Origin of the sequence: Erwinia sp. JH02 (assembly GCF_013074405.1) — a bacterium.
GTDB classification, from domain to species: Bacteria; Pseudomonadota; Gammaproteobacteria; order Enterobacterales; family Enterobacteriaceae; genus Erwinia; species Erwinia rhapontici.
In genome coordinates, this window is sequence record NZ_JABANZ010000006.1 from 244397 (window position 1) to 268157 (window position 23761).

Sequence of the window (23761 nt, forward strand, 5' to 3'; positions counted from 1 at the left end):
CTTATTTTAATGAAGCAGGGAGTTTAGCTTACACGTGTACGCCGGACAAGTCCGATCAGCCGGGCGTAAACCAGTTTAACCAACGCAACGGCCACGGTCGATGGCGTGGTTCAGGGTGAAGTATCTGTGCGATACGGTCCTGAATCGAACGTAACAGGCACGCTCCTGTCTCTTTGTCCCACTCTACACCCGTTAACAGCGGCAGAGCTTCATCAACGCTGGAGACGGCCCACAGATGGAATTTACCTTCACGAACGGCATCAACCACCTCCTGCTGAAGCGAGAGGTGACGCACATTGGCCGCAGGAATAATGACCCCCTGGGTTCCGCTTAATGTGCGTTGATTACAGATGTGGAAGAAGCCTTCAATTTTTTCATTCAGCCCGCCAACAGGCTGCACGCGACCAAACTGATCGACGGAACCCGTCACAGCCAGCTGTTGATTGAGCGGCTGTGAGGCGAGGGCACTGATCAGTGCACACAGCTCAGCCAGGGAGGCGCTGTCACCATCGACTTCGGAGTAGGATTGCTCAAAAACGATTGAGGCAGAAAACGGCAGCTGTTGCTCAAGCTCCAGCTCTGCAATCAGCCATGCCTGCATGATCATCATACCTTTGGCATGAATATTACCGCCAAGCTCGGCTTTGCGCTCTACGTCGGTGAACTCACCATCGCCAACATGAACGACGCAGCTAATGCGTGAAGGTTCACCAAATGCGCGAGGATGGCCTGGGAATTCCATGACCGACAAGGCGTTGATCTGACCGATCATCTCGCCTTCTGTTTCAATCAGAATCTGATCAAGCAGGATCTCGTCACGAATGCGCTCAGGCAGGAAACCTTCACGCCATTCGCGCGTGCTGAGGGCATCCTGAAGATTTTCGGCAGTGAGCTGATTGTCTTCGCTGTAGAGTGCGGCTTCCTGTAACTGTCGGCCCAGCCATTGAGGATCCAGTGGAAGGGTATCCTGATCGCCGGTATAGCGTGCGGCCTCACGGATCAACACTGGCCAGAAATCAGGCGCAGGAGAGGGATAGCCAAGACTGTGGGCAACACTTTGCACCCACTGTAACCAGTGGTTGAATTCCTCTTCGTCCACGAGTTGAATATTGTCTTCGAACTCGCTGTACAGCGATAGCCCTGCCAGTTCAGGCTCCATATCCTGGAAATCTGCCAGCACATCGCGTTCACCCACCAGTACCAGGCGGAACTGCATTGGCATGGATGGGATCGCTAATGGCAGAGGACGGGTTTCATCCTGGGAATACCAGTCAAACCGTTGATTAACCATGATCTGTTTTAGCCGCAGCCACAGCAGCGGTTGCGCCATCAGGGCACGCATTGACAGGATCAATACTCCGCCATTGGCACGATGTACCAGACCTGGTGACAGCGTTATCGTAGACTGATGGATGCGTACACAGCCAAAGAGTTGTTCGGCTTCAATCCATTCAGCCTGATGAACTCCCCCTTCGCTGGCGAAATTATCCGCAGCGTTTTCCGCCGGACGCCAGTTTACCGCGTGTTCGCTGATGTCATATTGGCCACCAAATAAGGCCGGAACATCATCATCATCGACAGTAAGAGAGGAAAGAATATCCTGCAATAAAGCGAGATATTCAGCGCTCTCAGGGCTTTTGACCAGCATTAGCGGTACTTTGGCCGGGGTTTGCAGTAGCAGGCTCAAGCCATTAAACAGGCGTGCCTGCACGGATGCAAAGCACTCTGTATCGGCAGCATAGGCCTGCGAGAGGAGATGCTGGAAGCGTTCTGTATCGGGCTGTAGGGCGCGCCACTCTAATCGGTTGTTGGTCAAAGTTATCGTATTTTTCTTAGATGATTAAAAGCGGCATTATACAATATTTCAGCCGGTTAAGCACAGTGCACATGCACATCTGCGCTGCTTGCGTTAACATTGACGCTGATGTCCCTGTTTTCTTTACAGCCTGATGAAAAAAAGCTGTTATTCTTAATTCGTAATGTGGTCAGCATGAGATTCCGATGAAATACCAGCAACTGGAAAATCTTGAAAGCGGATGGAAATGGAAATACCTGGTCAAAAAACACCGTGAAGGTGAATTGATCACGCGTTATATCGAGTCAAGTGCAGCGCAGGCCGCCGTCGATGAGCTACTGGTGATGGAAAATCGACCAGTAGAGGTATTGAAATGGATCAGCCAGCATATTAATCCGCTGCTTGAAAATCGCATGAAGCAGACTATCCGTGCGCGTCGCAAACGTCATTTTAATGCCGAACATCAGCATACGCGTAAGAAATCTATCGATCTGGAATATCTGGTTTGGCAGCGGTTGGCTGGTCTTGCGCAGCGTCGAAATAGTACGTTGTCTGAGACGATAGTGCAGTTAATTGAAGATGCAGAACGTAAAGAGCAGTATGCCAGCCAGATGTCCTCGCTGAAGCAGGATCTAAAAGCGATTTTGGGCAAGCCTGAATAAAATCGACATATGCCTTATCCCTTCCTCTTTTTCACCTTATTCAGCCAATAAAAAACCCCGCCGGAGCGGGGTTTTTTTAACGAGATAACTTAAGCCTGTGGCTGAGTTACAACGTCTTTGATGCCTTTAACTTCGATTTCTACGCGACGGTCTGGCGCCAGGCAGTCGATCTGGGCGTTACGGCCTTTCACGCTGTCACAGGTGCTGCCGGTAACAGGGTTAGATTTACCCTCGCCACGTGCAGAGATCTTGTTAGCAGGGATGCCTTTAGACACGAGGTAGTCTACAACAGACTGAGCGCGTTTTTCAGACAGTTTCTGGTTGTACTGCTCTGAACCGATACGGTCAGTGTAGCCCAGAACGACAACAGAGCCGTCTTTAGGATCCAGATTGCTCAGCTGGGTATACAGCTGATCCAGAGCCTGCTGACCTTCTGGCTTCAGAGTGGCCTTGTTGAAGTTGAACAGAACGTCAGACTTCAGGGTGAAACGCTTGGTTTCAACAACTGGCGCTGGAGCCGGAGCCGGAGCAACAACTGGTGCTACTGCATCATCCTGACCGAAACGGTAGGAAACGCCAACACTCAGCATTGAGTTATCAGGACGCGCACCAACGGTACCTGCGTCACCGATGTTGTTAACCCACTGGTAATCCAGACGAGTTGCCCAGTTTTTGGTCACTGCGTATTCAACACCAACAGCAGCCAGCGGAGAAACGCCGGTGTCGTGGTCGCTGATACGAGTACCGTTAGCGTTCTGGGTGGAGTCTGCACGCCATACCATGCCGCCCAGACGAGTGTACACGTCCAGATCGTCAGCAACTGGGTAGCTTAATTTAGCTGCCAGCTGAACGCCCTGCGCTTTGAAAGCGCCGTTGACGTTGTTGCCTTTGTTAGGCATGCGGCCTAACCAGTCGTAACCCAGCTCGAAGCCCAGGTACTGGTTTGCCTGATAGCCACCAAATGCACCAGCGCCGAGCTGGCTTTCATGTGATGGGCCGTCGTTATCTTGGTAACCGTTACCGTAGTAACCTTTGTCGTGGTACTGAGACCAGCCCAGTTTAGCACCGGTGTACCAGGTGTCATCTTTAGGGGCGGCCTGCGCTACGGTAGCGAAGCCAGCCAGTGCCACTGCAATTGCGATAGCTGTCTTTTTCATTTTTGCGCCTCGTTATCATCCAAATAGGCAATGAGCTTTAAATTAGCTCTTTGATTTAATCCTTCGCCGGGTTGAGAAGCTCGATTGTGACTCTTCCAAAAAATGGAGGTTATTGAGCACCCTGGCGAGCTAAAGTCTACAACGTACCAGCAAACTTACAAGTATGATGTGACGATGGTCAGCAAAAAAACAGCGTTTCATACACATTTTTTAACATTTGAGGGTGAATTCTTTGCTCAAAAACAGGTCTGAGAACCCAGCTAAACCGTTGTCGCACCGCGTCATAACATTATTAGCCTGTTAAGAAGGGTCTGGCAGAGATAAAGTCTGAGAAAAATCTTATTTTTACTTAATGATACAAAGATGAGTGAATTCTTAATCCATTAAGCGGTCTGGCTGAGGAGTAAATGCTATTTTCTGAGCGCATAATTAACCCCAGTGCCTGCCCTGAACTTGCTGCTTCTTGCAAGCGTTGACGATCCACTTCTGATACTTCTTCATCCAGCCAGCCTAAAACCACACTGTAATTCCCTGTCTGCAATGCTTTGATCATGGCTTCTACCGTGGTGATCGTACCGCAGTAGGGAGACTGCATGACTTTATCAAGGGGTAACCCGGAGCGCTGTAACCAGTCGCGGCTGAGCTTCTGTTGCGGTGTCAGCCATAACTGCCAGCGAGACTGCATCCCCAGCTGCTGCAACAAAGGCAGCAGCAGCAATTGAGTCATGTCAGGTTGATTCTCACTGTAAATCAGTTCGCTGATCAGGCCATTCGCACAAGTCGAGCCAGAGGACGCAGATGCGGAAGCATGCATGTTACGACTAACAGACTGAGATTTCAGGAAATGAGTACGCATAATGTCTTCGCTCACTAGGTTACTGTATGGATATACAGTATATGTGTGGTGAACAAAGATCAACCTTTAATCTGACTTCCTGACACATGTCGGCTCAGAGGCTGGTGTACTGAGAGTCTGTGTACACATGGCGAATGTATTAAGGCTTTTTTTCAGGTCTGACGAGTGTCGTTCCAGAGCTTCCTGACATTTCAAGCATTCTTGTTCTTACGGTTAAGAATTTAAACATTTGAGGTACATGGCAATCATTTATCAATGATAAGTGTCCGCACTTTGTATCGCAATTAACGATTACATCAGAAAGGAATAAAAGATAATATCGCTGCGAGTACCTATTTTCATATTCTATTTCCCGCCCTGGAAAGTAACGATACTTAACTTGTTTCTCATCGGGGGGATTAACGTTTACTCAGTCATGGTCGAGTAGGTGCTCGGGGCTTTCTGAACATTTGGTGGATGGCGATGAAAACATGAAAACTTCACCCATACATCCGCAGGATAAAAATTGTGGAATACATCCATTTTGGATCTCATTGGAACAGAATATCAGCATGTTTATTTTTCATGGTAACCCAGCCTTAACGGGCTGCAGAGGGATTCGATAGGGGGAGAATCGTGGTTTTTTTTTGATGAAGGGCCGTGAAACGCGGTTTGTACAGTATCTTCTTGCTTAACTTACTCTGGTTAGCATGCCCGTTTGGTTGACCGGCTTTGTCGCGTTACTGTTATCCCGCTGGACGAAAAAATATTTAAGACTGAATTTTAACGAAGTGTGTTTTATTGAGTTTTTAACCGGATGCAGATATTGTGGTTTTTAATGCTATTTTTTCTAAGGAGAAAATGCCGTCCTTGAATGTATTCTTATGAGCGATTTTTTTCGTAACGCCTCGCAAAATTACAATGTAAACACATGAAATAAAAATTAGTCGTTGAACCTGTAATGAGTATTGCCTATTTTCTAATATGTTTTACCGAGACCTTATGAGTTATTTCTTAACTAACTTGGGATGAGAATATGGATCGTTCGAAACGTAAAATTGCAGAAGCGAAACAACGACTGGCTCAGCTTGGAGAGGTGCAGTCCCGTACACAGTTTGGCGGTTATTGCCTGGCAGTGGAAAAAACTGTGTTTGCCGTGGTGGCTCAAGGAGAGCTTTATCTTCGCGCCTGTGAAGAGGTTCAATCCTATATTGTTGAGCGTAAGATGACACCGCTGAGCCTTAGTAAGCGTGGTGTGCCAGTAGAACTCAATTACTATCGTGTTGATGGTGCCTTGTGGTCTGATGGTGAACAGCTGGTAGCCATCTCCCAGCTTTGCCTGCAGGGAGCGAAGCAACAGCAGAGAGAGCGTCAGAATAACCGCCGTCTGAAGGACCTGCCCAATATGGGCATCAGAATGGAAATGTTACTACGGCAAGTGGGTATTTCAACCATCGAGATGCTGGTTCAACAGGGAGCAAAACGAAGCTGGCTGCTGCTACGTAACAACAACAAGAATCTGGGGTTAACGGTGCTCTTCGCTTTGCAAGGGGCCATTGTCGGTCGCCACTATGCCGCGCTTCCACAAGAGATGAAAGAAGAGCTGCGCCTTTGGTTTAACTACAATACGCAGCGAGAGCGTAAAAAGCCGCGTGAAGAAGATTAACCACGTAAGGCTATTTGTTTTTTAAGGCGCGTAATTTCAGGTAAAAGAGCCACCAGTAAACCAACCTGCTGCAAGACCAGTGGTTCTTTTGTTTCGGCATTGGCTTCGCTGTGCTGTAAGCGTAGCGCCAGACTGTCGATCATACGCTGTGCTTTCGCCTCATCGACGATGTCAATATGCAGTACATCGTCGACATAACAGACGGCATCATCCATGAGCTGCAGCATGGCATCGTTTTCCAGCTTCTCACGATGCGCGCCTAAAGCAGAAATGTAGCTCAAAAATGAATGGTTAAGGCACAGCAAGCGGAAAGCCGCTTCTCGCAATGCCAGATCAGATTTATTTTCGACCGAGAGATTAGAAACAACGGATGCCAGTTCTGCATCACCGTTATGGGCATCGCGGCGAGCAATACGATAATCCAGTCGGTTATCTTTACCCTGGTGATACTGCACCAGAATAGCATCGAGATAGCGGCAGTTCGCATTCAGGGTGCGTTCAGCAACGGCAGGAAGCCGGCGAAAACGCCAGTCAGGCCAGATAAATGTCACCGCCAGCCAGGCAATACCGCAGCCAACCAGCGTATCAACAATACGCGGTATCGCGACTTCAAATCCTTCGCCCAACAGGTTGAAGCACAGTAACACCAGCAAGGTAATAAACATGGTGGCATGCGCATACTGAACGTTGCGGAAAGCGAAGAACAGCACGCCCGTAACCACAATCAGCATCAATTGTCCTTCAACAGAAGGAACCAGCCACAGCAACGGCAGACCCAGTACAATCCCGGCGAGTGTACCGATAATACGTAATGCCAGGCGACGACGCGTCGCACTGTAATTGGGCTGGCAGACAAACAGACTGGTGAGCAATATCCAGTAACCGTGTTGCACCCCGGTAGCCTGAATAATGCCATAGCCAACGCACAGCAGAAGCGACATGCGGACTGCATGACGAAACAGCGGAGACTCCGGGCTGAGATGGCGGCTCAGGCGAAGACGAATATCGCTCCAGCCAGTTAGCCCCTCGCTGGATAGCGTCTGGTCATGCGGGGCATCGCCCTCTGTCAGAACTTGCTCTGATTCAATAGTCGCCAACTGGGCATCAATCGCTTTAAGGTTGTTCAGCAGGTAGGCCATGGCTTTGACCTCCGTGCTGTCAGGCTGCGCGGTTTCAAGGCGATGCAGCGCAGCGTGCAGGTTTATAAAGACTCGTTCGAAGCGCGCATCATGCTGATAAGGCTCTCGCAGTAAGATTGAGCGCGAGAGCCGTCGGCAAGCTTGTGCCTGTAAAGATAAAAGACGCTGAAAGCGGAACAGAATATCGCTCTCCCCCCATGCTTTACGCAGTGCGTGATACTGCACATGGGAAGAGCTGGCTCGTTCATGGATATCCTGAGCAACAAAATAGTAGTGTAGCGTTCTGCGAGTACCACGCTGACCACGGTCACCGCGCAGTCGTGACTGAATCGATGCTTTGGCCTGATTAAGCAGTTGAACCAGTTGACTGTTCGCCATTGCCACGTCGACCAGCGTTTGGTGATCATCCCCTTCAATATCGGGATCAAACAGGTTGGCTTTGGCTTCCAGATAGCGCGCCAGTTGCGCAAAGCAGCGAGATATATTTTCCTGCAACGGCCGGATAGGGAACAGCAGATGTCCGGATAAGGTCAGAAGGTTGTACCATACTGCACCCAGCAGTAGCAGCACCGGTTGCAGATACCATTGCGGAAATAAATGAATGCCCAGCATGGTATAAATGGCGATCAGTAATGCGCCAAAGGCGATTGTTGCATAACGAGGCCCCAGTGCGCCGAGCAAAATGAAGCCCCAACTGGACAGCGCTAGCCCGGCAACAAATAGCCACGGATGCGGGAAGAGTAATTCGACTGAAACGGAAGCAATACAAAAACAGACCAGCGTGATCAGCAGGTTACGTAATCGTCCGGCAAGACGATCGTCAAGATCCGCCAGCGCAGCAGCCACGACTCCCAGCGTTAGTGGGATCGTCCAGGTAATCTGATGCAGCCACCAGGGTACGGCAGTGGTGCCTGCCAGCGCCAGAGTGATGCGGATATTGTACAACCAGGTACTGTTAAAGGCGTAGCGGCGTACATTGCCGATCATGGTCTTGTTCATTATCGTAACTTAGCGGAAACGCGCACGTGCGTTGGCTTCACGAGCGGCCTGAGCAACTTCGACGGAAACCACGCGGCGGCCAACCGGCCACAAGGCAATAGCAGCAATTTTAAAATTAGCGATACCAACGGGAATGCCAATAATCGTCACACACTGTGCGATGCCTGCCATGATATGCATCACGCACAGCCACCAGCCAAACAGTACCAGCCAGAAAATGTTCAGCAGAGTGCCGCCAGAATTCAGAAGCGCATTTTTACCTGATGGGTTCAGCTCATCAACATGCACTGCTTCATTACCATAAGGGAGGAGAGACAGTTTGGTTATCTCCCAGCAGGAGCGGGTGAGTGGCAGGGTAAAGATAAAAATAATGCTCACAACCGTGGCCACCAGCCAGGAGAATGTGGTCAGGAATCCACCCAGCACAAAATTCAGAACATTTAATACGGTGCGCATAAAAGAGTTTCCCTTCAGCAGATAACGGTGATTAACCGACAATACCTTGATTGTAACGTGTTTTAGCGCTGGAGAGGTACACGTCAGCCAGTTAAACTGTCTGATGATGAAAATAACCTCAGCCAGGGTCACCGGAATGGAACTGAAAGCAACAGCGTTGGGTAAACATCTGGCACAGCATCCTTATAATCGGGTGCGTCTTCTGACCGCAGGTGTAGAAGTTAGCGGTGAAAAGCATGAGTATTTGATCCCGTTCAATCAGTTACTGGCAATTAAATGTAAGCGTGGGCTGGTATGGGGTGAGCTTGAGTTTACGCTGCCTGACGAAAAGGTCGTGCGCCTTCACGGCACCGAATGGAGTGAAACACAGCGCTTTTTCCACTATCTCAACCAGGAATGGCAGCAGTGGAGTAAGGAAATGAGCGATGTTTCAGCCAGCGTTCTGTTAGCACAGCAGCAGCAAATTTATGAGGCGGAACAACAGGACAAATGGCTGCGTCGTAGTGATATCAGTGCCTGGCAACTGGCGATCCGTAAAGCGTTTGACGCCGTGCCGTTGCCCGCAGAACGATTGGGGGAATTTGATAATTGTCGCGAACCCTACCTTTACTGCCAGCAGTGGCTCCATAACAGCGATGCACGCCGTGTTCAGCGCAACAATGAATGGACCAACCGTATGCTGGAACAGCATGCGGATTTCTTTAATCAGGTGGAAACCTCACCGCTGAATCTTTCCCAGGCACGCTCCGTTGTTAACGGAGAGGATGCCGTGCTGGTTCTGGCGGGGGCAGGCAGTGGTAAAACATCCGTGCTGGTGGCGCGGGCAGGTTGGTTGATGATGCGTCGGCAGGCCAGTGCGGGGCAGATTCTATTGCTGGCGTTTGGTCGCCAGGCGGCCAAAGAAATGAACGAACGTATCCAGGAACGCCTGCATACCGAAGAGATCCAGGCGCGTACTTTCCATTCCCTGGCTTTACACATCATTCAGCAGGGCAGCAATAAAGCCCCCACGATCAGCAAACTGGAAACCGATCATGGTGCGCGTCAGGCGCTACTGATTGAGATCTGGCGACAGCAGTGTAATGAGAAAAAAGCGCATGCGAACGGCTGGCGGCAGTGGCTGACAGAGGAGCTGGAGTGGGAACTGGAGGAAGGCAGTTTCTGGCAGGACGATCGCCTGGCGCGGCGCCTAGCCAGTCGGCTTGAGCGTTGGCTTGGACTGATGCGTATGCACGGCGGAGCACAGGCTGCGATGATCGAGAGTGCACCTGACGAAGTCCGCGATCTTTTCAGCAAACGGGTCAAATTAATGGCACCGATGATGAAAGCGTGGAAGGGTGCGCTGAAAGAAGAGGGAGCGGTTGATTTCGCCGGGCTGATTCATCAGGCGGTAAATATCCTTGATAAAGGGCGCTTTATCAGCCCCTGGAAACATATTCTCGTCGATGAGTTTCAGGATATCTCTCCGCAGCGTGCCGCTTTGCTGGCGGCACTGCGCCGTCAGAATAAACAGACCACACTGTTTGCGGTGGGGGACGACTGGCAGGCTATCTATCGCTTCAGTGGCGCTGAAATGAGCTTAACAACGGCCTTCCATCACCATTTTGGTGAAGGCGACCGTTGTGTGCTGGATACCACCTACCGTTTTAATCAGCGTATTGGCGAAATCGCGAATACCTTTATTCAATGCAACCCTCATCAGTTAAAAAAACCACTTAACAGCCCGATTAAAGGCCATAAAAAAGCCATCTCTTTGTTGCCTGAAGAGCAGTTGGAAGCGCTGATGAACAAGCTGAGTGGCTATGCCTCTGCTGGCGAGAGAATTCTGGTTCTGGCGCGTTATCACCATCTGCGACCGGAAATACTGGATAAAGCCGCAACGCGCTGGCCGAAGCTCAATATTGATTTTATGACTATTCATGCCAGCAAAGGGCAGCAGGCAGATTATGTCATTCTTCTGGGGTTGGCAGAGGGCAAAGAGGGCTTCCCGGCAGCAGCCAGAGAGTCAGTGATGGAAGATGCGCTGTTACCTGCCCCGGAAGACTTTCCGGACGCCGAAGAGCGAAGACTTGCGTATGTTGCCATCACGCGTGCGAAGCAGCAGGTGTGGTTAATGTATGATCGTGATCATCCCTCGGTATTTGTTGCCGAGTTCAGCCGTCAGGGCGTACCGGTATTACGTAAACCCTGACGGCCAGCGCCTGAGTTACTTCAGGCGCTGTTGCAGGTAGCGTTCGTAATCCGGGATCTGGATTTCAACCTGGCGGGCGAACAACGGTGACTGAATAATGAAGTCAGCGGTGGCACGGTTCGTTGCAACAGGAATATTCCACACGGTGGCCAGACGCAGCAGCGCTTTCACATCGGGGTCATGTGGTACCGCATTCAGTGGGTCCCAAAAGAAAATCAGTACATCAATTTTCCCCTCCGAAATCAACGCACCGACCTGCTGATCGCCGCCCATTGGGCCACTCAGCATCGCCGTTACCGGTAATCCGGTGGCGCGTTGTACCAGATTGCCGGTTGTTCCGGTGGCGTAAAGCGTATGATGCTGCAACTGTTCTTTATGAACATCCACCCACTGCATTAAAGCATTCTTACAGTGGTCGTGGGCTACCAGCGCGATATGTTTCTGTGGCTGGAGAGTGCGGGTTGTCTGATCCATTCAGTATCCTGGTTGGGTAGGGCAAGAGGAATAAGCAAACAGAGGATTGAGTGTAGCGCCGGGTATCTGCCGATATCAACTGGTATGCAGGGCCTTCATCAACATCACAAAACGCTGACGGGTGGCTGAATCGACCTGCAAGTACCAAAGACGCAGCATGCGTTCGGCCGGATGCTGGCTGGTTGAGGGATCGGGAAGAACAGAAGCCGATTGAGAGGTACGGCGCATTGGCTGAGCAAAGCGTGGCACCGAGGCGACTTTGTTATCGAGGTTATACTGTATCATTGCCTGTTCGAGATCGTCCTGCGTCTGCAAACGAAGCGCATCCCGTTGGCTCTCAATCTCGACGCCGTGTTCATTCACCAGCGTAAACTGCGGATTTTTGTCGAAGTGCTTTCCGTCATGCAACGTTTGCAACGCGGGTAACTGAATCACGACCGACTGAGTGCTGGCAGTAAATTTGACAATCTGAGGCGCTGAAACCCAGTTGATCGGCGTCTGCGCGTTGCGTGTGACCGTTCTTTCTACACGAAAGAGCAACTGGTGTTCCCCGCGCTCGAGTTCCAGACCTTCTGCGCCTTTGAGCAGCGAACCCGAAATCTTGTGTCCATCCAGTACCAGCAGGTCAATATCGGCTGAAAGCTTCAGCGTTGTCGCCTGCACGGTTGCGGCAACCAGCATCGCTATCAGTCCGGTGATGACCATACGCAGCTTCATTCTTTCTCCAGCAGGGTAAAGGATATAAGGGGGTGTGAATGTATCAAAGTCTTTCAGTATGGCAGCATATTAACATTTAAAAATACTTAATCGTGCTATAAATCGAGAATCGCATGAGTTGCATTTTTTAATGTGGTGAATAAGCCACACTTAGCGGCAATAGAGCCAGTAAGGCAAATGGAGGCAACAATGAGTGATAAAACCATCGCTGATGTTCTGACATCGACAAAAACCATTGCACTGGTCGGCGCCAGTGATAAACCCGGGCGGCCAAGTTACGGTGTGATGGCTTACCTGTTGTCACAAGGTTATCAGGTCATCCCGGTTAGCCCCAAACTGGCAGGCAGTACTTTGCTGGGGCAAACCGTTTACGCTGAACTGAGTGATATTCCCCACAGCATTGATATGGTCGATGTCTTTCGCAATACGGAGGCTGCGTGGGGTGTGGCGCAGGAGGCGATTGCTATTGGCGCAAAATCGCTGTGGTTCCAGATTGGCGTGATCAACGAACAGGCCGCTGTTCTGGCTGGAGAAGCCGGGTTGAAGGTGATCATGGACCGCTGCCCGAAAATTGAAATTCCCCGCCTGGGGCTGGAAAAATAACAAAAAACCCCGTGTTAACGGGGTTTTTTTAATGCCTGAGGCTGGGGGCCTGGAGCTGCTGGCGGATTGATGCCGCCAGTTCATCTAGAGAGGGCTGTTCAGGATGCTCACCAGGTGATTCCCATGCGATTTGCGCTTCTGCCAGGTAGGTTTGCACCCGCTGACCATCATCATCTTCCATCACCACGTGATACCAGGGTGAGGAGCGAAGCGTTTCGGCGCCGTCAACCTCGTCTATAGCGGGCTCGGTTAATGAGTATTCCGGGTCGACATCAACAATAACCCCGAGAAAACCGAGTAGCTGGTGGCGTACCTGTTGTCCGATACCATATTTGCTGGCAATCATCGTAACCTCCTGAGAAAAGTTGCCCTTATCTCTATATATATGGAGGCAAAGGCAGCGTTTTCAAGTTACAACACGCGGCAGGCAAATCCTTTCAGATACATTCCTTCCGGATAGCTGGCGATAACCGGGTGATCGGCAGCCTGACGGAACTGCTCAATAAATTGAACGTCGCGCTGTGCATCAAGGGCGGCATCGGCAATGATTTTCTGGAACAGGTCAGTCGCCATCAGGCCTGAGCAGGAGAAGGTCATCAGCATCCCGCCAGGATTGAGTAACTGCATCGCCAGCATATTGATGTCTTTATAACCACGGCAGGCACCCATCAACTGGTTTTTGTTCTCAACAAATTTCGGCGGATCCATGATGATCAGATCGAATTTTTCGCCTTCCTCGCGATAACGGCGCAGCAATTTAAAGACATCGTCACGCTGGAACTTCGCTTTGCTCACATCCAGACCGTTCAGCTCCACGTTCTGGCGGGCCACATCCAGCGCAGCCTGTGAGGTATCTACACTGATCACTTCTGAGCAGTTACCCATCAGCGCCGATACCGCAAACCCACCGGTATAAGAGAAGCAGTTGAGCACACGACGGCCTTCCGCGTAGCGGCGGGTTGCCAGGCGGCTGTCACGCTGATCAAGGTAGTAACCGGTTTTATGCCCGGTCTGAATGTCGACCAGCAGTTTCATACCGTGTTCGGTAATCGGCAGCAGCTCAGGCGGAGTATCACCCAGCACTACGCCCTGGGTCAGTTCCAGACCCTCTTTTTTACGCACGCTGACATCAGAGCGGTCATAGATAGCACAATCCGGGTAGCAGGTCTGCAGAGCGGTAATCAGCGGTGCTCGCTGATACTCAGCACCGGCAGAAAGCAGTTGCAGCACCAGGAAGTTGCCGAAGCGGTCGATGGTGATACCCGGTAAGCCATCAGACTCACCGGCAATCAGTCGGTAACTGTCAAGGTTATCGCGCTGCGCCAGCCAGTCACGCAGCTGCTGCGCGGCCTGTAAACGGCGTACGAAGAAATCGATATCAATCGACTCATCCTGCTGCCAGCTCCACACGCGGGCGCGGATCTGCGATTCCGGTGACCAGGCGGCACGTGCCAGCCATTTACCCTGGCTGTCACAGACATCAATAGTTTCACCCGACTGGGCTTTGCCTTCCATACGGGCAACTGCCCCTGAGAAAACCCACGGATGGCGACGAAGTAAGGACTTTTCACGTCCTTTGGCAAGAATCAAACGAACAGTCATATTTTGCTATGCTTACACTCAGAGAATCAGTCGATATTGTCCGGTGCCGACCACGAAAAAGCAATCGGTGTTGGCAAGAGGAGAGAAAATGGCAATCATCTGCATCCGCGTATGGGTCCACGGTAGTGTTCAGGGCGTCGGGTTTCGTTACAGCACTCAGCGGGAAGCAAAAGCGCTGGGCGTGAAGGGGTATGCCAAAAATCTGGATGACGGCAGTGTTGAAGTGCTGGCCTGCGGTGAGGCGCAGCAGGTTGAGGCCCTGCTGGCGTGGCTAAAAGCAGGTGGGCCACGCAGCGCCCGCGTGGAGAAGGTGCTGGCGGAGCCACACCATCCCGCACACCTTCCGCACGGATTTAGCACGATTTAATGTTTACAGGCACTTGGCAGGTTTTGGTAGTCCGGCAATTTTTGTTGCCTGCTTCGCAGGGCCTTTTGGGAACAGTCGGAACAGATAGCGGCTGTTACCTTTCTCTTCGCCGTACTTTTGTGCCATCGCTTTCACCAGCATTCTCACCGCCGGGGAGGTATTGAACTCCAGATAGAAGGCGCGCACAAAGTGCACCACCTCCCAGTGGGCCTCACTTAATTCAATCCCTTCCTCTGCGGCTAACAGCGGGGCCAGCCCTTCGCTCCACGCGGCAGTAGATTTCAAATATCCCTGAGCGTCACGTTCAATCTCTTTCCCGTCAAACTGCACTGTCATTGCCTCACACTAAAAATCGGCGATCAGTTTACCAAACTTTTGGCCCAGCAAAAATAAAGCCCCGCAGTGCGGGGCTTTAATAACGTTGTTCGTATGACTTAGTTGCTGCGTGACATACCCAGCAGGCTCAGCAGACTGACAAAGATGTTGTAGATAGAAACATACAGACTGACGGTGGCGCGGATATAGTTGGTTTCGCCACCGTGAATGATGTTGCTGGTTTCCCACAGAATGGCCCCGGTAGAGAACAGCACAAACAGCACGCTGATCGCCATATGCAGGGCAGGGATGTTAAGGAAGATATTGGCCACGACGGCAATCAACAGCACCACAAAGCCCGCCATCAGCATCCCGGAAAGGAAAGACATGTCCTTACGGGTGGTCAGCACATAGGCTGAACAGCAGAAGAAGACTAATGCTGTGCCCCCTAATGCCAGCCCGATCACATCACCCATTCCAGCAGACAGGAAGCTGTTCAGGATTGGGCCCAGGCAATAACCCAGGAAACCGGTAAAGGCAAAGGCCGCCAGAATACCCGCCGGGCTGTTAGCCAGGCGATGGGTCAGGAACATCAGACCATAAAAGCCGACCAGCATCAGTATTAAACCGGGTGCCGGCAGCGCGTACACAGTACTTAGCGTGGCAGTCACCGCTGAGAACGCTAAGGTCAGGCCGAGCAGAAAATAAGTATTACGCAGGACTGTGTGCGTGCTCAGTAACGAGCTGTCGCGCGTGGACGAAACAATGCGATCCATAAATCACCTCTTAGGGTCACGAAAGTAAGACTCAGACTATCATGCAGAATAAGGAGCAGATGGCGGTGGGGAAAGGCGTTTTACCCTTCTTTACGCGCTAATCCGCTGATTCTTTAAACAAGATGGCGATATTAGCGACAATCAAACCGTTTGAGGCTTTTTTTTTGGCAGTTGATACAAAACTCACTTTACAAGCAGAACAGGGATGTTTATAGTGCGCCCCATTGTGGAAGCGTGGCCGAGTGGCTGAAGGCACCGGTCTTGAAAACCGGCGACGGGAAACCGTTCTAGAGTTCGAATCTCTACGCTTCCACCATCAAATCCAACGGGTCAGCGTAAGCTGGCCCGTTTTGCTATGCGCGAAATAAAAAAGCGGGTGATGTGCTGCTGCGGCTTTTTTCTCCTTTTTGATCTCTATTGCTGAAATTTACAGCAAACAATCATAAATGCTCACAAAATCAACAAAGTAGCGAAAAATAGTGTTGGCAAAGTGAAAAACATCTCCTATACTGCGCTCCATCAGTTAGCGAGAGTCTTCTCAAGCAAAGCTGATAACCGTGTGGAAGCGTGGCCGAGTGGCTGAAGGCACCGGTCTTGAAAACCGGCGACGGGAAACCGTTCTAGAGTTCGAATCTCTACGCTTCCACCATCCATTCTGACCCCGTGCTGGCAACAGCGCGGGGTTTTTCGTTTTATCGCATCCCAGATAACCCGTGTTCAACAGTCGCCAGATAAATACAAAAATAATCTTTTACCATATCAATAAATTCCTGAGAAAGTGCGAGTTGCTGTGACTCGTCCTGTATCTTCAGCAGATTGACCTGCTCTGCTGCCTGTAGGCAGCGCCGAATATGTGACCTTGAGACGCCACAGAAAAAAGCGGCTTTGAGAATATTGTAATGAATGATCGGTGATTTCTGTTTGATGCTCTCAAGATAGATATTAAACATAATCATATGACCGCCATCCCGACTCAAAAACTCGCCGCTGCCTGGCACCAAATCATGCAGAAATAACCGATTCAGGGTGATCTCTGAGTAAGTGCGGAAGAATTCCGGCACAAAATTTGGATGTTTTTGATAAAAGTTCAAATCAAAATCATCTATCAACATGGCACAAGGAATCAGCATCGTGTTAATCATGCGCCGGGTTTCTGCCAGCGCTTTCGTTGTCGGTTTATAGTTGAGCTTACGTTTATCTTTTGCATCGCGATAAACCTCCAGTCTTCCCCCCACGCGCAAAAAAAGCAAAAAAGAATCCAGTGAATTACTGCTAAACAGGTCATTTCCAATACAAAATCGTTTAATGTCTTTAAACGTACTACCTGAACGTGTGTAGTAAATACCTAATATGGCTGAGCCGACAATAAATCTGTTTGCCTTGAACAGAGTCTTGAAATAGAGCGGATTAGTTAAGTACTGTTTAAGTAAAAGATCATAGTGGCATTGAATGGCATCATCAATCTTACTCCTCTCCCTGAATTCCCTGGACATACTTTTTAGCTTAACTTCCAGCGCTAACTTCTTCCTACTAACAAAAGGCATACGTAAATATCTTATTTTCTTATTTTAAAATTGGTAAGAATTATCTTATTTGCCACAGGTGATTGTGTCAACCAAGTAAGATATTTTGCTTTGCGTTTTTCTCTATGGATTCGATAGCTGGATAATAAACACCTTGTTTTACATGTGTTTAGTTGTTGTTGAATATATCGCTCCACTTAAAAATGCTATCACAATGTTAATAATATATTTAACTTTATGTTTTTTAAGGTTTTTAAATTAACAACAAAAATGGACAGTGACTTGATGAAAGATCGGATTAGTATTGCGGCACTTCACAACGGAATACCCGAGATGAGTCTGGCTGTCATTTAAGTAAACTAAAGCCGGAGCTTTTGTGAGGATGGATCATTCTGCAAGACAGATAAAACTCAAGGATATCTAAATGGAAATTAAAAAAATCGCTGCTATTTCACTTTTCACTATCGCAGCGTCAGGTGCAGTTAATGCCGCCGATGAAGGAAGTGGTAAAATTACTTTTTACGGTTCAATCGTCAATGCACCTTGCTCAATTGCACCCAATGTTGACGACCAGAAAATCCCTTTGGGGCAGGTGTCGAATACATTGCTGGCTAACGGCGGAGAGCAGACTGCGATCCCTTTTACCATTGATTTACAGAACTGCGATAACAGCACGAAAAAAACGGTAACCGCGACCTTTACCGGTAAATCCGGTGTGGATGGCCGACTGGGTATTACCGGAGAAGCAAGCGGTGCCAGTATTCTTTTGCGCGATGGTAGCGGCAAGAAAATCGAGCTGGGTACAGCAACTACAGCACAGAATATTAATGGTGGTGCGAACACTCTGCAATTCACCGCAGCACTGAAAGGTGATGGTACAACCGATGAACCTGTTGCTGTAGGCACGGGTGCATTCACCGCGGTCACAAATTTCACCCTGGCTTATCCCTGATATCCTTTTTGCCGGATGAACATGGCGTCCGGGATCCCGGACGCTATTTATTTGTTTATCAGACGAAAACGGATCCTCCGCCTGCTTAATTATGGAAAAAGTAACATTAAAAATAAAATTTCCAGGGATATTGGCTATTTCCATTTTTCTGGGGTTGGCGGTATGGGGTGGTCGTGTTCATGCTGATGATATTCAGTTCAATACCGATCTGTTTGATGTGGAAGACCGTCAGAATATTGATGTATCGAATTTTACCCATAAGGGCTACATCATGCCGGGTCGTTACCCCATGAATATCCGTCTGAATAACGATCCGCTGGCAGAACGCGCCATCAATTTTTATTTAGCGGAAGACCATCCTGAGACGAGCCTGCCCTGCCTTGATGCGCAACTCGTCAGCGAGCTGGGGCTGCGATCCGAATCTGTCAGTACGTTGAAGTGGTGGCATGAGGGGCAGTGCCTCGATATTCGCAGCCTGAAAGGAATGCAGGCAAGGGGCGATCTTTCCACCACAACGCTGGCGATTAGTGTGCCACAGGCATTCCTCAACTATCAGTCCGCCAACTGGGATCCTCCCTCGCGTTGGGATGAGGGGATCCCAGGCGTGCTGTTTGATTACAACCTGAATAGCCAGGTCCGTTTTACCCCTCATGCCGGTGAGCAGCGAACCACCGCCGGAACAGGCGTCGCCGGTGCCAATCTCGGTCCCTGGCGGCTACGTGCAGACTGGCAGGGGCGTCGCGACACACTCAATGGTACTACGCGCAATACCTTCGACTGGACGCGTTACTCTGCCTCACGCGCGCTGCCGGAAAGCGGAGCCAGGCTGGTAGTCGGTGAGGACTATCTGGTCTCTGATATTTTCGACAGCTTCCGCTTTGCTGGTGTCAGCCTGATCACCGATGACAATATGTTACCTCCCAACCTCCGTGGCTACGCACCGGAAATTACCGGTGTGGCGCGTACCCACGCCAGAGTCGTCGTGATGCATCAGGGACGTGTCCTTTATCAGACTCAGGTGGCCGCAGGGCCGTTCCGCATCCAGGATATTGATGATTCAGTGCTGGGGGAATTACAGGTTCGTATCGAAGAAGAGGATGGGTCGGTTCAGACTTTCACCCTTAACACCGCGACGATCCCCTATCTGACGCGTCCCGGACAGTTGCGTTACAAAATGGCGCTGGGGCAGCCGATAAACGGGCAGCACAGTATGAGTGGGCCGCAGTTTGCCAGCGGCGAATTCTCCTGGGGAGTGAATAACGGCTGGTCGCTGTATGGCGGAGCGATCGGCAGTGAGCACTATCAGGCGCTTGCCAGCGGGATTGGTCGCGATCTGCTGGTGTTCGGTGCCATGTCTTTTGACGTGACTCATTCGGTGGCCCGACTTCCGTGGGGAGATACCCGTCAGGGTAATTCATACCGACTGAGCTATTCCAAACGCTTTGACGATTATGGCAGTCAGGTCACCTTTGCCGGCTATCGCTTTTCTGAACGCGAGTTTATGACGATGGATGCATTTCTCGATGCCGAACGTCACGGTAACGGGCAAAGCAACAGCCGTGAAATGTACACCGTCACGCTGGCTCAGGATTTGCGGGCACTGGGAACCAGCGCACAGCTCAGTTACAACCGTCAAACCTATTGGGACAGGCCGGAAAGCGAACGCTATAGCCTGGCATTGTCGCGCTACTTCGACATTCTGCAGTGGAAAAATGCCAGCCTTTCATTCTCTGCCTGGCAGAACCGTTATAACCAACTGAGTGATAAAGGGCTTTATCTCTCTTTATCATTACCTATTGGTCATCAGGGCACTCTCAGCTATAGCGGTTCGAGTGGGCGCAATAATAACAGCCAGCAGGTTAATTATTACAACCAGATAAATAATAACGACAGTTACAGTCTCAGTGCCGGAACCACCAATAGCAGTAATACCCTGTCCGGATATTATCTGCATGATGGCAGTAGTGCACAGCTAACCGGAAGCGTCAATGTGCAGCAAGATAATTATCAGGCCTTTGGCGCCTCGTTGAAAGGTGGAATAACCGCGACAGCAAAAGGGGTAGCGGCGCACCGTCAGAACTCTCCTGGGGGAACGCGTTTATTACTGGATACTGACGGTGTTGCCAATATTCCAGTGCGGGCCAACGGCGGAATTGTTTACAGCAATAGTCGCGGGAAATTAGTGATTTCCGATATCAGCAGCTATTACCGAAATCAGGTGGGCATTGATATTAATAAACTGCCGGAAAACGCCGAAGTTACCTCATCCATTGTGCACGCCACGCTCACCGAAGGGGCGATTGGTTATCGTCATTTTCCGGTACTGGCGGGATTGAAAGCGATGGCCGTTATCCGTCTGGAAGAGGGGACATCCCCGCCGTTCGGAGCACAGGTGATGAATGCCCGTCAGCAGGCGGTGGGGTTGGTGGCGGATGGCGGCAGCGTTTATCTCAGTGGCATGCAGTCAGGAGAACATTTGAGCGTCTCCTGGGATGGCAGACAACAGTGCCAGATTACGCTGCCGCTATTGAATAAAGACAGGCTGGATAATCTTCTACTGCCGTGTATCGGCGACCACGCGATGTCGGGTAAGCCCCAGAATCAAATCAAGGAATAAATGTAATGAAACAGTCAACAAGCACGGGGGTGCTGAATACCCTTGCCGCCGGTATAGTCTTTTTTTCATCCTGGTCGCAGGCGGCTCTTTCTCTCGATCGTACCCGTATTATTTTGGATGCAGGAAACCCGTCGGTCAGCCTGACCATTGCCAATGAAAATCCCCGGCTTCCTTATCTTGCTCAGGGCTGGATTGAGAATGAACAAGGTGAAAAAGTGAATTCACCGTTAACGGTACTGCCGCCAGTACAGCGCATAGAGGCCGGTGATAAAAGCCAGATAAAGATACAGTCGCTTTCTTCGGTGAATTTACTTTCCCAGGATAAAGAAACGTTATTTTATTTTAACCTGCGCGAAATTCCACCGCGCTCCGATCAGCCAAATACGCTGCAAATCGCGTTGCAGACGAAAATAAAATTATTCTATCGCCCGGAGGCGCTGCAGATTTCGTCCGCGCAATATGCCTCACCGATTCAACAGCAGGTGCAGCTGGTCCGCAAAGGAGGGCGCTACCGTTTGCACAATCCCACGGGTTACTACATCACGATTATTGAAGCCAGCCACGGCAAGGGAGAGGAGCCTCTTAAGGACTTCACCCCGGTGATGGTTGCCCCGCGTGCTGACGTGGAGCTGAATGTCAGCCCCGCTGCGTTGGGGGACGCGCCGGTACTCCAATACGTCAATGATTTTGGTGGCCGATCCAGCCTGATATTCCGCTGCCATGGGATGACCTGTAAGGTCATCACACAAGCATGAAACGTTTGATGCTCTGGCTGATCGTAATGCTGCTGCCGCTAAAGGCGCTGGCCTTCTCCTGCATTGATAAACGCGATGGTAAAGCGTTTGATGCTGTCGGACAGCGCAATATTGATGTCACCGTTAACCTGTCGCCGGAAATTATGATCGGTGACGTAGTGGTGTTCGATCTGTCCCAATACTTTACCTGTCAAAACACCATCCCTGCCCGCTACGTCGACTATATGCGCATCAATGCCGGGACCTATCAAACCTCGCTGGATGCCTCTTTCAACAGCGGTCTGGAGATTAACGGTAAGCGCTATCTCAACCCGATAACCTCAGCGCTGACGATTTATGAGCTGCGCGATGGTAACTGGCATGATCTGCAGGTTAAAGCGTTCTATCAGTTGAAAGATAATCCAGGGCGCGGCGTGTATATCAAGGCCGGTACCGTTGTGGCCAGTATGCAGATGTATAAATGGAGCGCGCCCGCCGGCGGCGTGTTTACCGCTAACTGGCGGGTGATTGCTGCCAATGATGCTTACTACACCTCCGGTACCTGTGCGATCAACAACGGGCAGGATATTGATGTGAGTTTTGGCTATATCGCGCGTAATCAGTTAAGCCAGAGCGCGACCCTGTCGCCGTTCCGCCGTGAAGTGCACATTCCCTATCAGTGTAAAGATACCAGTAGCTGGCCGATAAAAATGACGCTATCAGCGGATGTCAGCAGCTTCTCGGGCAACGCGATTAAAACCACCAATCCTGACCTGGCGGTACAGATTTACCATCAGGGCAAACTGGTCCGTCCGTTCGACAGCATCAGTAGCCGGATTACCCATGGTGTGGGCGGCGATGATTTCAGCTTCGTGCTGCTCAGATCCTCCAATGCGGCGGTGGCTACCGGGCCATTCAACGCCACGGCGGTATTGGTAATGAGTCTGCAATAAAGCCAGTTGCTATTCGGGTCAAGGAGAAAAGATGTCCGATCCACGCTGTTTAACGCTGGTAATGTTCGATCATGACCGTTTCTTTGTCGAGGGGGTTCTGCGCTTTCTACAGTCTCAGTATCCGCATACTGTCAGGAGGCTATCGACCAGGCCGGTCAAAAAAGTGGACCTGTTACTGACGGGACTGGATGCCGTTTCACTCTGTGCCTCGCTGCAGTTCGGGCGGATGATGACAGCAGAAAGCCAGCTAGTCGTGGTTCATCATTCGTTTGAAGAAAGCTGCAGAGGATTACCGCCAGGCCTGCAACGTTACCCCACACGGCATCTTCACCCCAGGCAGTCACTGGAACAACTGGGCAAGGTGTTTAAGCAACTGATACCGGATAAAAATCGGCTGATTACCCTTATCGACCCGCGGGCGGTCAAAGAAGATGTCCTTACGCCACGCGAGAAAATGCTCATTGCACATTTGCGCAGCAGCTTAACACCGCGCCAGATTGCAGCCAGCATGGCTTTACATCCTAAAACCATCAGTACTTACAAACGTTCGGTGATGTTGAAACTGGGGATGCAAAAAAATCTGGAACTTTATCACTGGTTATTTTATTCCTCATTATCAGAAGGGGAACGATCATGACACGATACGGGTCAGCGTGGTTGTGCCTGGCGGTTGCTTTTAGCTGTGAAGGCGCGGATAACGGCTATGGAAAAATTAATATTTCTGGCGTGGTGGTGGATGCCCCATGCTCTATCTCTCCGGGGGCCGATAATATCCAGGTCAACTTTGGTGATGTCAGTGCATCTGCGCTGCAGAACGGGCATGAGTCCGCAGCGGTGGACTTTTCGCTGGATCTGCTGCGCTGCAGTACCTCGCTGAAAAATCGGGTACGCGTGACTTTCCAGGGTACGGCGTTTCCTGACGGTTTATTTTCGGTCGGGCAGGGTAACACTACCGTGGGTATTGCCGTTCGTGACCGCTTCGGGCAGCAGGTATTCAATAACCAGCCTGTTGCATGGCAGCGCATTAATAACGGCGATAATCAGCTCCGTTTTTCCTCGGTACTGAAAGGACGTGCAGCGGTGGTGAGCAGCGGCAGCTTTCAGGCTCAGGTACTGTTTACGGTGGAATACCTCTGAGCCATAAGAAACAGGGCGTACCGGGACGAACACCCTTCTGTTTTCCCCGGCTTCCTGTTATTTTCTTCACGGGTGGGCGATTAGATCATTC

The 23761-nt window shown here is 50.6% G+C and carries 23 protein-coding genes and 2 tRNA genes; 13 read left to right on the forward strand and 12 right to left on the reverse strand.

All coding sequences use genetic code 11. From position 1 onward, the window contains the following. Positions 1 to 55: 55 nt before the first annotated feature. Complete coding sequence (locus HHI26_RS16565; protein ID WP_159337122.1) at positions 56 to 1816, reverse strand: Lon protease family protein; 1761 nt, start codon at positions 1814 to 1816, stop codon at positions 56 to 58. 185 nt (positions 1817 to 2001) lie between these two features. Between HHI26_RS16565 and matP the strand changes: the two genes are divergently transcribed. Beyond that, positions 2002 to 2457 (forward strand): macrodomain Ter protein MatP, encoded by a 456-nt coding sequence (matP, locus tag HHI26_RS16570; protein WP_133841001.1) that lies wholly within the window; start codon positions 2002 to 2004, stop codon positions 2455 to 2457. 89 nt (positions 2458 to 2546) lie between these two features. Here the strand turns inward: matP and ompA are convergent, their stop codons facing one another. Further along, positions 2547 to 3614 carry a porin OmpA gene (ompA, locus tag HHI26_RS16575; protein WP_159337121.1) on the reverse strand — a complete coding sequence of 356 codons (1068 nt, stop codon included), beginning with the start codon at positions 3612 to 3614 and terminating at the stop codon, positions 2547 to 2549. Positions 3615 to 3963: 349 nt separating this feature from the next. After that, positions 3964 to 4470 (reverse strand): SOS-induced cell division inhibitor SulA, encoded by a 507-nt coding sequence (gene sulA, locus HHI26_RS16580; RefSeq protein ID WP_133840999.1) that lies wholly within the window; start codon positions 4468 to 4470, stop codon positions 3964 to 3966. Positions 4471 to 5485: 1015 nt separating this feature from the next. On the opposite strand from sulA, the gene HHI26_RS16585 reads away from it, so the two are divergent. Then, positions 5486 to 6115: a TfoX/Sxy family DNA transformation protein gene (locus tag HHI26_RS16585; protein ID WP_133840998.1), complete on the forward strand. Its 630-nt coding sequence runs from the start codon at positions 5486 to 5488 to the stop codon at positions 6113 to 6115. On the opposite strand, the gene yccS is transcribed toward HHI26_RS16585, so the two are convergent. Then, complete coding sequence (gene yccS / locus HHI26_RS16590) at positions 6112 to 8253, reverse strand: YccS family putative transporter (RefSeq protein WP_171149381.1); 2142 nt, start codon at positions 8251 to 8253, stop codon at positions 6112 to 6114. The genes HHI26_RS16585 and yccS overlap by 4 nt on opposite strands. 9 nt (positions 8254 to 8262) lie before the next feature. After that, a complete protein-coding gene (locus tag HHI26_RS16595; RefSeq protein WP_133840996.1) occupies positions 8263 to 8709 on the reverse strand; it encodes a YccF domain-containing protein in 447 nt (148 codons plus the stop codon). 136 nt (positions 8710 to 8845) lie between these two features. On the opposite strand from HHI26_RS16595, the gene helD reads away from it, so the two are divergent. Next, positions 8846 to 10900 (forward strand): DNA helicase IV, encoded by a 2055-nt coding sequence (gene helD / locus HHI26_RS16600; RefSeq protein ID WP_159337119.1) that lies wholly within the window; start codon positions 8846 to 8848, stop codon positions 10898 to 10900. A 15-nt stretch (positions 10901 to 10915) separates the two neighbouring features. Here the strand turns inward: helD and HHI26_RS16605 are convergent, their stop codons facing one another. Both HHI26_RS16605 and HHI26_RS16610 read right to left on the reverse strand, forming a co-directional pair. Then, positions 10916 to 11374, reverse strand: coding sequence for a methylglyoxal synthase (locus tag HHI26_RS16605; RefSeq protein ID WP_133840994.1), 459 nt, complete (start codon positions 11372 to 11374; stop codon positions 10916 to 10918). A gap of 75 nt (positions 11375 to 11449) precedes the next feature. After that, on the reverse strand, positions 11450 to 12091 hold the full coding sequence (locus tag HHI26_RS16610) for a DUF2057 family protein (protein ID WP_133840993.1): 642 nt from the start codon (positions 12089 to 12091) through the stop codon (positions 11450 to 11452). A 189-nt stretch (positions 12092 to 12280) separates the two neighbouring features. Between HHI26_RS16610 and HHI26_RS16615 the strand changes: the two genes are divergently transcribed. Then, the gene (locus tag HHI26_RS16615) at positions 12281 to 12694 is read left to right on the forward strand and encodes a CoA-binding protein (protein WP_133840992.1); all 414 of its coding nucleotides are present in this window, start codon (positions 12281 to 12283) and stop codon (positions 12692 to 12694) included. A 28-nt stretch (positions 12695 to 12722) separates the two neighbouring features. Here HHI26_RS16615 and hspQ read toward each other — a convergent pair whose 3' ends face one another. After that, the gene (gene hspQ / locus HHI26_RS16620) at positions 12723 to 13040 is read right to left on the reverse strand and encodes a heat shock protein HspQ (RefSeq protein WP_133840991.1); all 318 of its coding nucleotides are present in this window, start codon (positions 13038 to 13040) and stop codon (positions 12723 to 12725) included. A gap of 65 nt (positions 13041 to 13105) precedes the next feature. Then, positions 13106 to 14296 (reverse strand): 23S rRNA (cytosine(1962)-C(5))-methyltransferase RlmI, encoded by a 1191-nt coding sequence (gene rlmI, locus HHI26_RS16625; RefSeq protein WP_133840990.1) that lies wholly within the window; start codon positions 14294 to 14296, stop codon positions 13106 to 13108. Between the two features lie 88 nt (positions 14297 to 14384). Here rlmI and yccX point away from each other — a divergent pair, with 88 nt between their 5' ends. After that, positions 14385 to 14663 carry an acylphosphatase gene (gene yccX, locus HHI26_RS16630; RefSeq protein ID WP_133840989.1) on the forward strand — a complete coding sequence of 93 codons (279 nt, stop codon included), beginning with the start codon at positions 14385 to 14387 and terminating at the stop codon, positions 14661 to 14663. Positions 14664 to 14666: 3 nt separating this feature from the next. Here the strand turns inward: yccX and tusE are convergent, their stop codons facing one another. Continuing rightward, positions 14667 to 14993, reverse strand: a complete 327-nt coding sequence (tusE, locus tag HHI26_RS16635; protein WP_133842087.1) for a sulfurtransferase TusE — start codon at positions 14991 to 14993, stop codon at positions 14667 to 14669. A gap of 104 nt (positions 14994 to 15097) precedes the next feature. Continuing rightward, positions 15098 to 15754 (reverse strand): FtsH protease modulator YccA, encoded by a 657-nt coding sequence (gene yccA / locus HHI26_RS16640; protein ID WP_133840988.1) that lies wholly within the window; start codon positions 15752 to 15754, stop codon positions 15098 to 15100. Between the two features lie 228 nt (positions 15755 to 15982). Here yccA and HHI26_RS16645 point away from each other — a divergent pair. Next, a tRNA-Ser gene (locus tag HHI26_RS16645) sits at positions 15983 to 16070 on the forward strand. 245 nt (positions 16071 to 16315) lie between these two features. After that, positions 16316 to 16403: transfer RNA gene (locus HHI26_RS16650), tRNA-Ser, on the forward strand. A gap of 43 nt (positions 16404 to 16446) precedes the next feature. Here the strand turns inward: HHI26_RS16650 and HHI26_RS16655 are convergent. Continuing rightward, positions 16447 to 17298, reverse strand: a complete 852-nt coding sequence (locus tag HHI26_RS16655) for a hypothetical protein (RefSeq protein ID WP_133840987.1) — start codon at positions 17296 to 17298, stop codon at positions 16447 to 16449. Positions 17299 to 17701: 403 nt separating this feature from the next. On the opposite strand from HHI26_RS16655, the gene HHI26_RS16660 reads away from it, so the two are divergent. The 6 genes from HHI26_RS16660 to HHI26_RS16685 all read left to right on the forward strand — a co-directional run bounded on the left by HHI26_RS16660 (position 17702) and on the right by HHI26_RS16685 (position 23670). Beyond that, positions 17702 to 18229: a fimbrial protein gene (locus HHI26_RS16660; RefSeq protein ID WP_133840986.1), complete on the forward strand. Its 528-nt coding sequence runs from the start codon at positions 17702 to 17704 to the stop codon at positions 18227 to 18229. Positions 18230 to 18359: 130 nt separating this feature from the next. Continuing rightward, positions 18360 to 20846: an outer membrane usher protein gene (locus HHI26_RS16665; protein WP_241008298.1), complete on the forward strand. Its 2487-nt coding sequence runs from the start codon at positions 18360 to 18362 to the stop codon at positions 20844 to 20846. A gap of 5 nt (positions 20847 to 20851) precedes the next feature. Beyond that, positions 20852 to 21601 carry a fimbria/pilus periplasmic chaperone gene (locus HHI26_RS16670; protein ID WP_133840984.1) on the forward strand — a complete coding sequence of 250 codons (750 nt, stop codon included), beginning with the start codon at positions 20852 to 20854 and terminating at the stop codon, positions 21599 to 21601. After that, entirely contained in the window at positions 21598 to 22533 is a 936-nt protein-coding gene (locus tag HHI26_RS16675; RefSeq protein ID WP_133840983.1) for a fimbrial protein, read from the forward strand. Before HHI26_RS16670 ends, HHI26_RS16675 begins: the two co-directional genes overlap by 4 nt. 163 nt (positions 22534 to 22696) lie before the next feature. Continuing rightward, complete coding sequence (locus HHI26_RS16680) at positions 22697 to 23170, forward strand: LuxR C-terminal-related transcriptional regulator (protein ID WP_166653670.1); 474 nt, start codon at positions 22697 to 22699, stop codon at positions 23168 to 23170. Then, positions 23167 to 23670, forward strand: a complete 504-nt coding sequence (locus tag HHI26_RS16685; protein ID WP_171149382.1) for a fimbrial protein — start codon at positions 23167 to 23169, stop codon at positions 23668 to 23670. The genes HHI26_RS16680 and HHI26_RS16685 overlap by 4 nt, the downstream gene beginning before the upstream one ends. Positions 23671 to 23761: the final 91 nt, after the last annotated feature.

What these genes read in the sequence shown, in the direction of transcription:
- helD (WP_159337119.1), top strand. Translation starts at nt 8,846, where the DNA reads ATGGAACTGAAAGCAACAGCGTTGGGTAAACATCTGGCACAGCATCCT.
- yccS (WP_171149381.1), bottom strand. Translation starts at nt 8,253, where the DNA reads ATGAACAAGACCATGATCGGCAATGTACGCCGCTACGCCTTTAACAGT.
- HHI26_RS16595 (WP_133840996.1), bottom strand. Translation starts at nt 8,709, where the DNA reads ATGCGCACCGTATTAAATGTTCTGAATTTTGTGCTGGGTGGATTCCTG.
- HHI26_RS16615 (WP_133840992.1), top strand. Translation starts at nt 12,281, where the DNA reads ATGAGTGATAAAACCATCGCTGATGTTCTGACATCGACAAAAACCATT.
- HHI26_RS16605 (WP_133840994.1), bottom strand. Translation starts at nt 11,374, where the DNA reads ATGGATCAGACAACCCGCACTCTCCAGCCACAGAAACATATCGCGCTG.
- matP (WP_133841001.1), top strand. Translation starts at nt 2,002, where the DNA reads ATGAAATACCAGCAACTGGAAAATCTTGAAAGCGGATGGAAATGGAAA.
- sulA (WP_133840999.1), bottom strand. Translation starts at nt 4,470, where the DNA reads ATGCGTACTCATTTCCTGAAATCTCAGTCTGTTAGTCGTAACATGCAT.
- hspQ (WP_133840991.1), bottom strand. Translation starts at nt 13,040, where the DNA reads ATGATTGCCAGCAAATATGGTATCGGACAACAGGTACGCCACCAGCTA.
- ompA (WP_159337121.1), bottom strand. Translation starts at nt 3,614, where the DNA reads ATGAAAAAGACAGCTATCGCAATTGCAGTGGCACTGGCTGGCTTCGCT.
- HHI26_RS16655 (WP_133840987.1), bottom strand. Translation starts at nt 17,298, where the DNA reads ATGCCTTTTGTTAGTAGGAAGAAGTTAGCGCTGGAAGTTAAGCTAAAA.
- HHI26_RS16585 (WP_133840998.1), top strand. Translation starts at nt 5,486, where the DNA reads ATGGATCGTTCGAAACGTAAAATTGCAGAAGCGAAACAACGACTGGCT.
- HHI26_RS16685 (WP_171149382.1), top strand. Translation starts at nt 23,167, where the DNA reads ATGACACGATACGGGTCAGCGTGGTTGTGCCTGGCGGTTGCTTTTAGC.
- HHI26_RS16670 (WP_133840984.1), top strand. Translation starts at nt 20,852, where the DNA reads ATGAAACAGTCAACAAGCACGGGGGTGCTGAATACCCTTGCCGCCGGT.
- yccA (WP_133840988.1), bottom strand. Translation starts at nt 15,754, where the DNA reads ATGGATCGCATTGTTTCGTCCACGCGCGACAGCTCGTTACTGAGCACG.
- HHI26_RS16675 (WP_133840983.1), top strand. Translation starts at nt 21,598, where the DNA reads ATGAAACGTTTGATGCTCTGGCTGATCGTAATGCTGCTGCCGCTAAAG.
- rlmI (WP_133840990.1), bottom strand. Translation starts at nt 14,296, where the DNA reads ATGACTGTTCGTTTGATTCTTGCCAAAGGACGTGAAAAGTCCTTACTT.
- HHI26_RS16610 (WP_133840993.1), bottom strand. Translation starts at nt 12,091, where the DNA reads ATGAAGCTGCGTATGGTCATCACCGGACTGATAGCGATGCTGGTTGCC.
- yccX (WP_133840989.1), top strand. Translation starts at nt 14,385, where the DNA reads ATGGCAATCATCTGCATCCGCGTATGGGTCCACGGTAGTGTTCAGGGC.
- HHI26_RS16660 (WP_133840986.1), top strand. Translation starts at nt 17,702, where the DNA reads ATGGAAATTAAAAAAATCGCTGCTATTTCACTTTTCACTATCGCAGCG.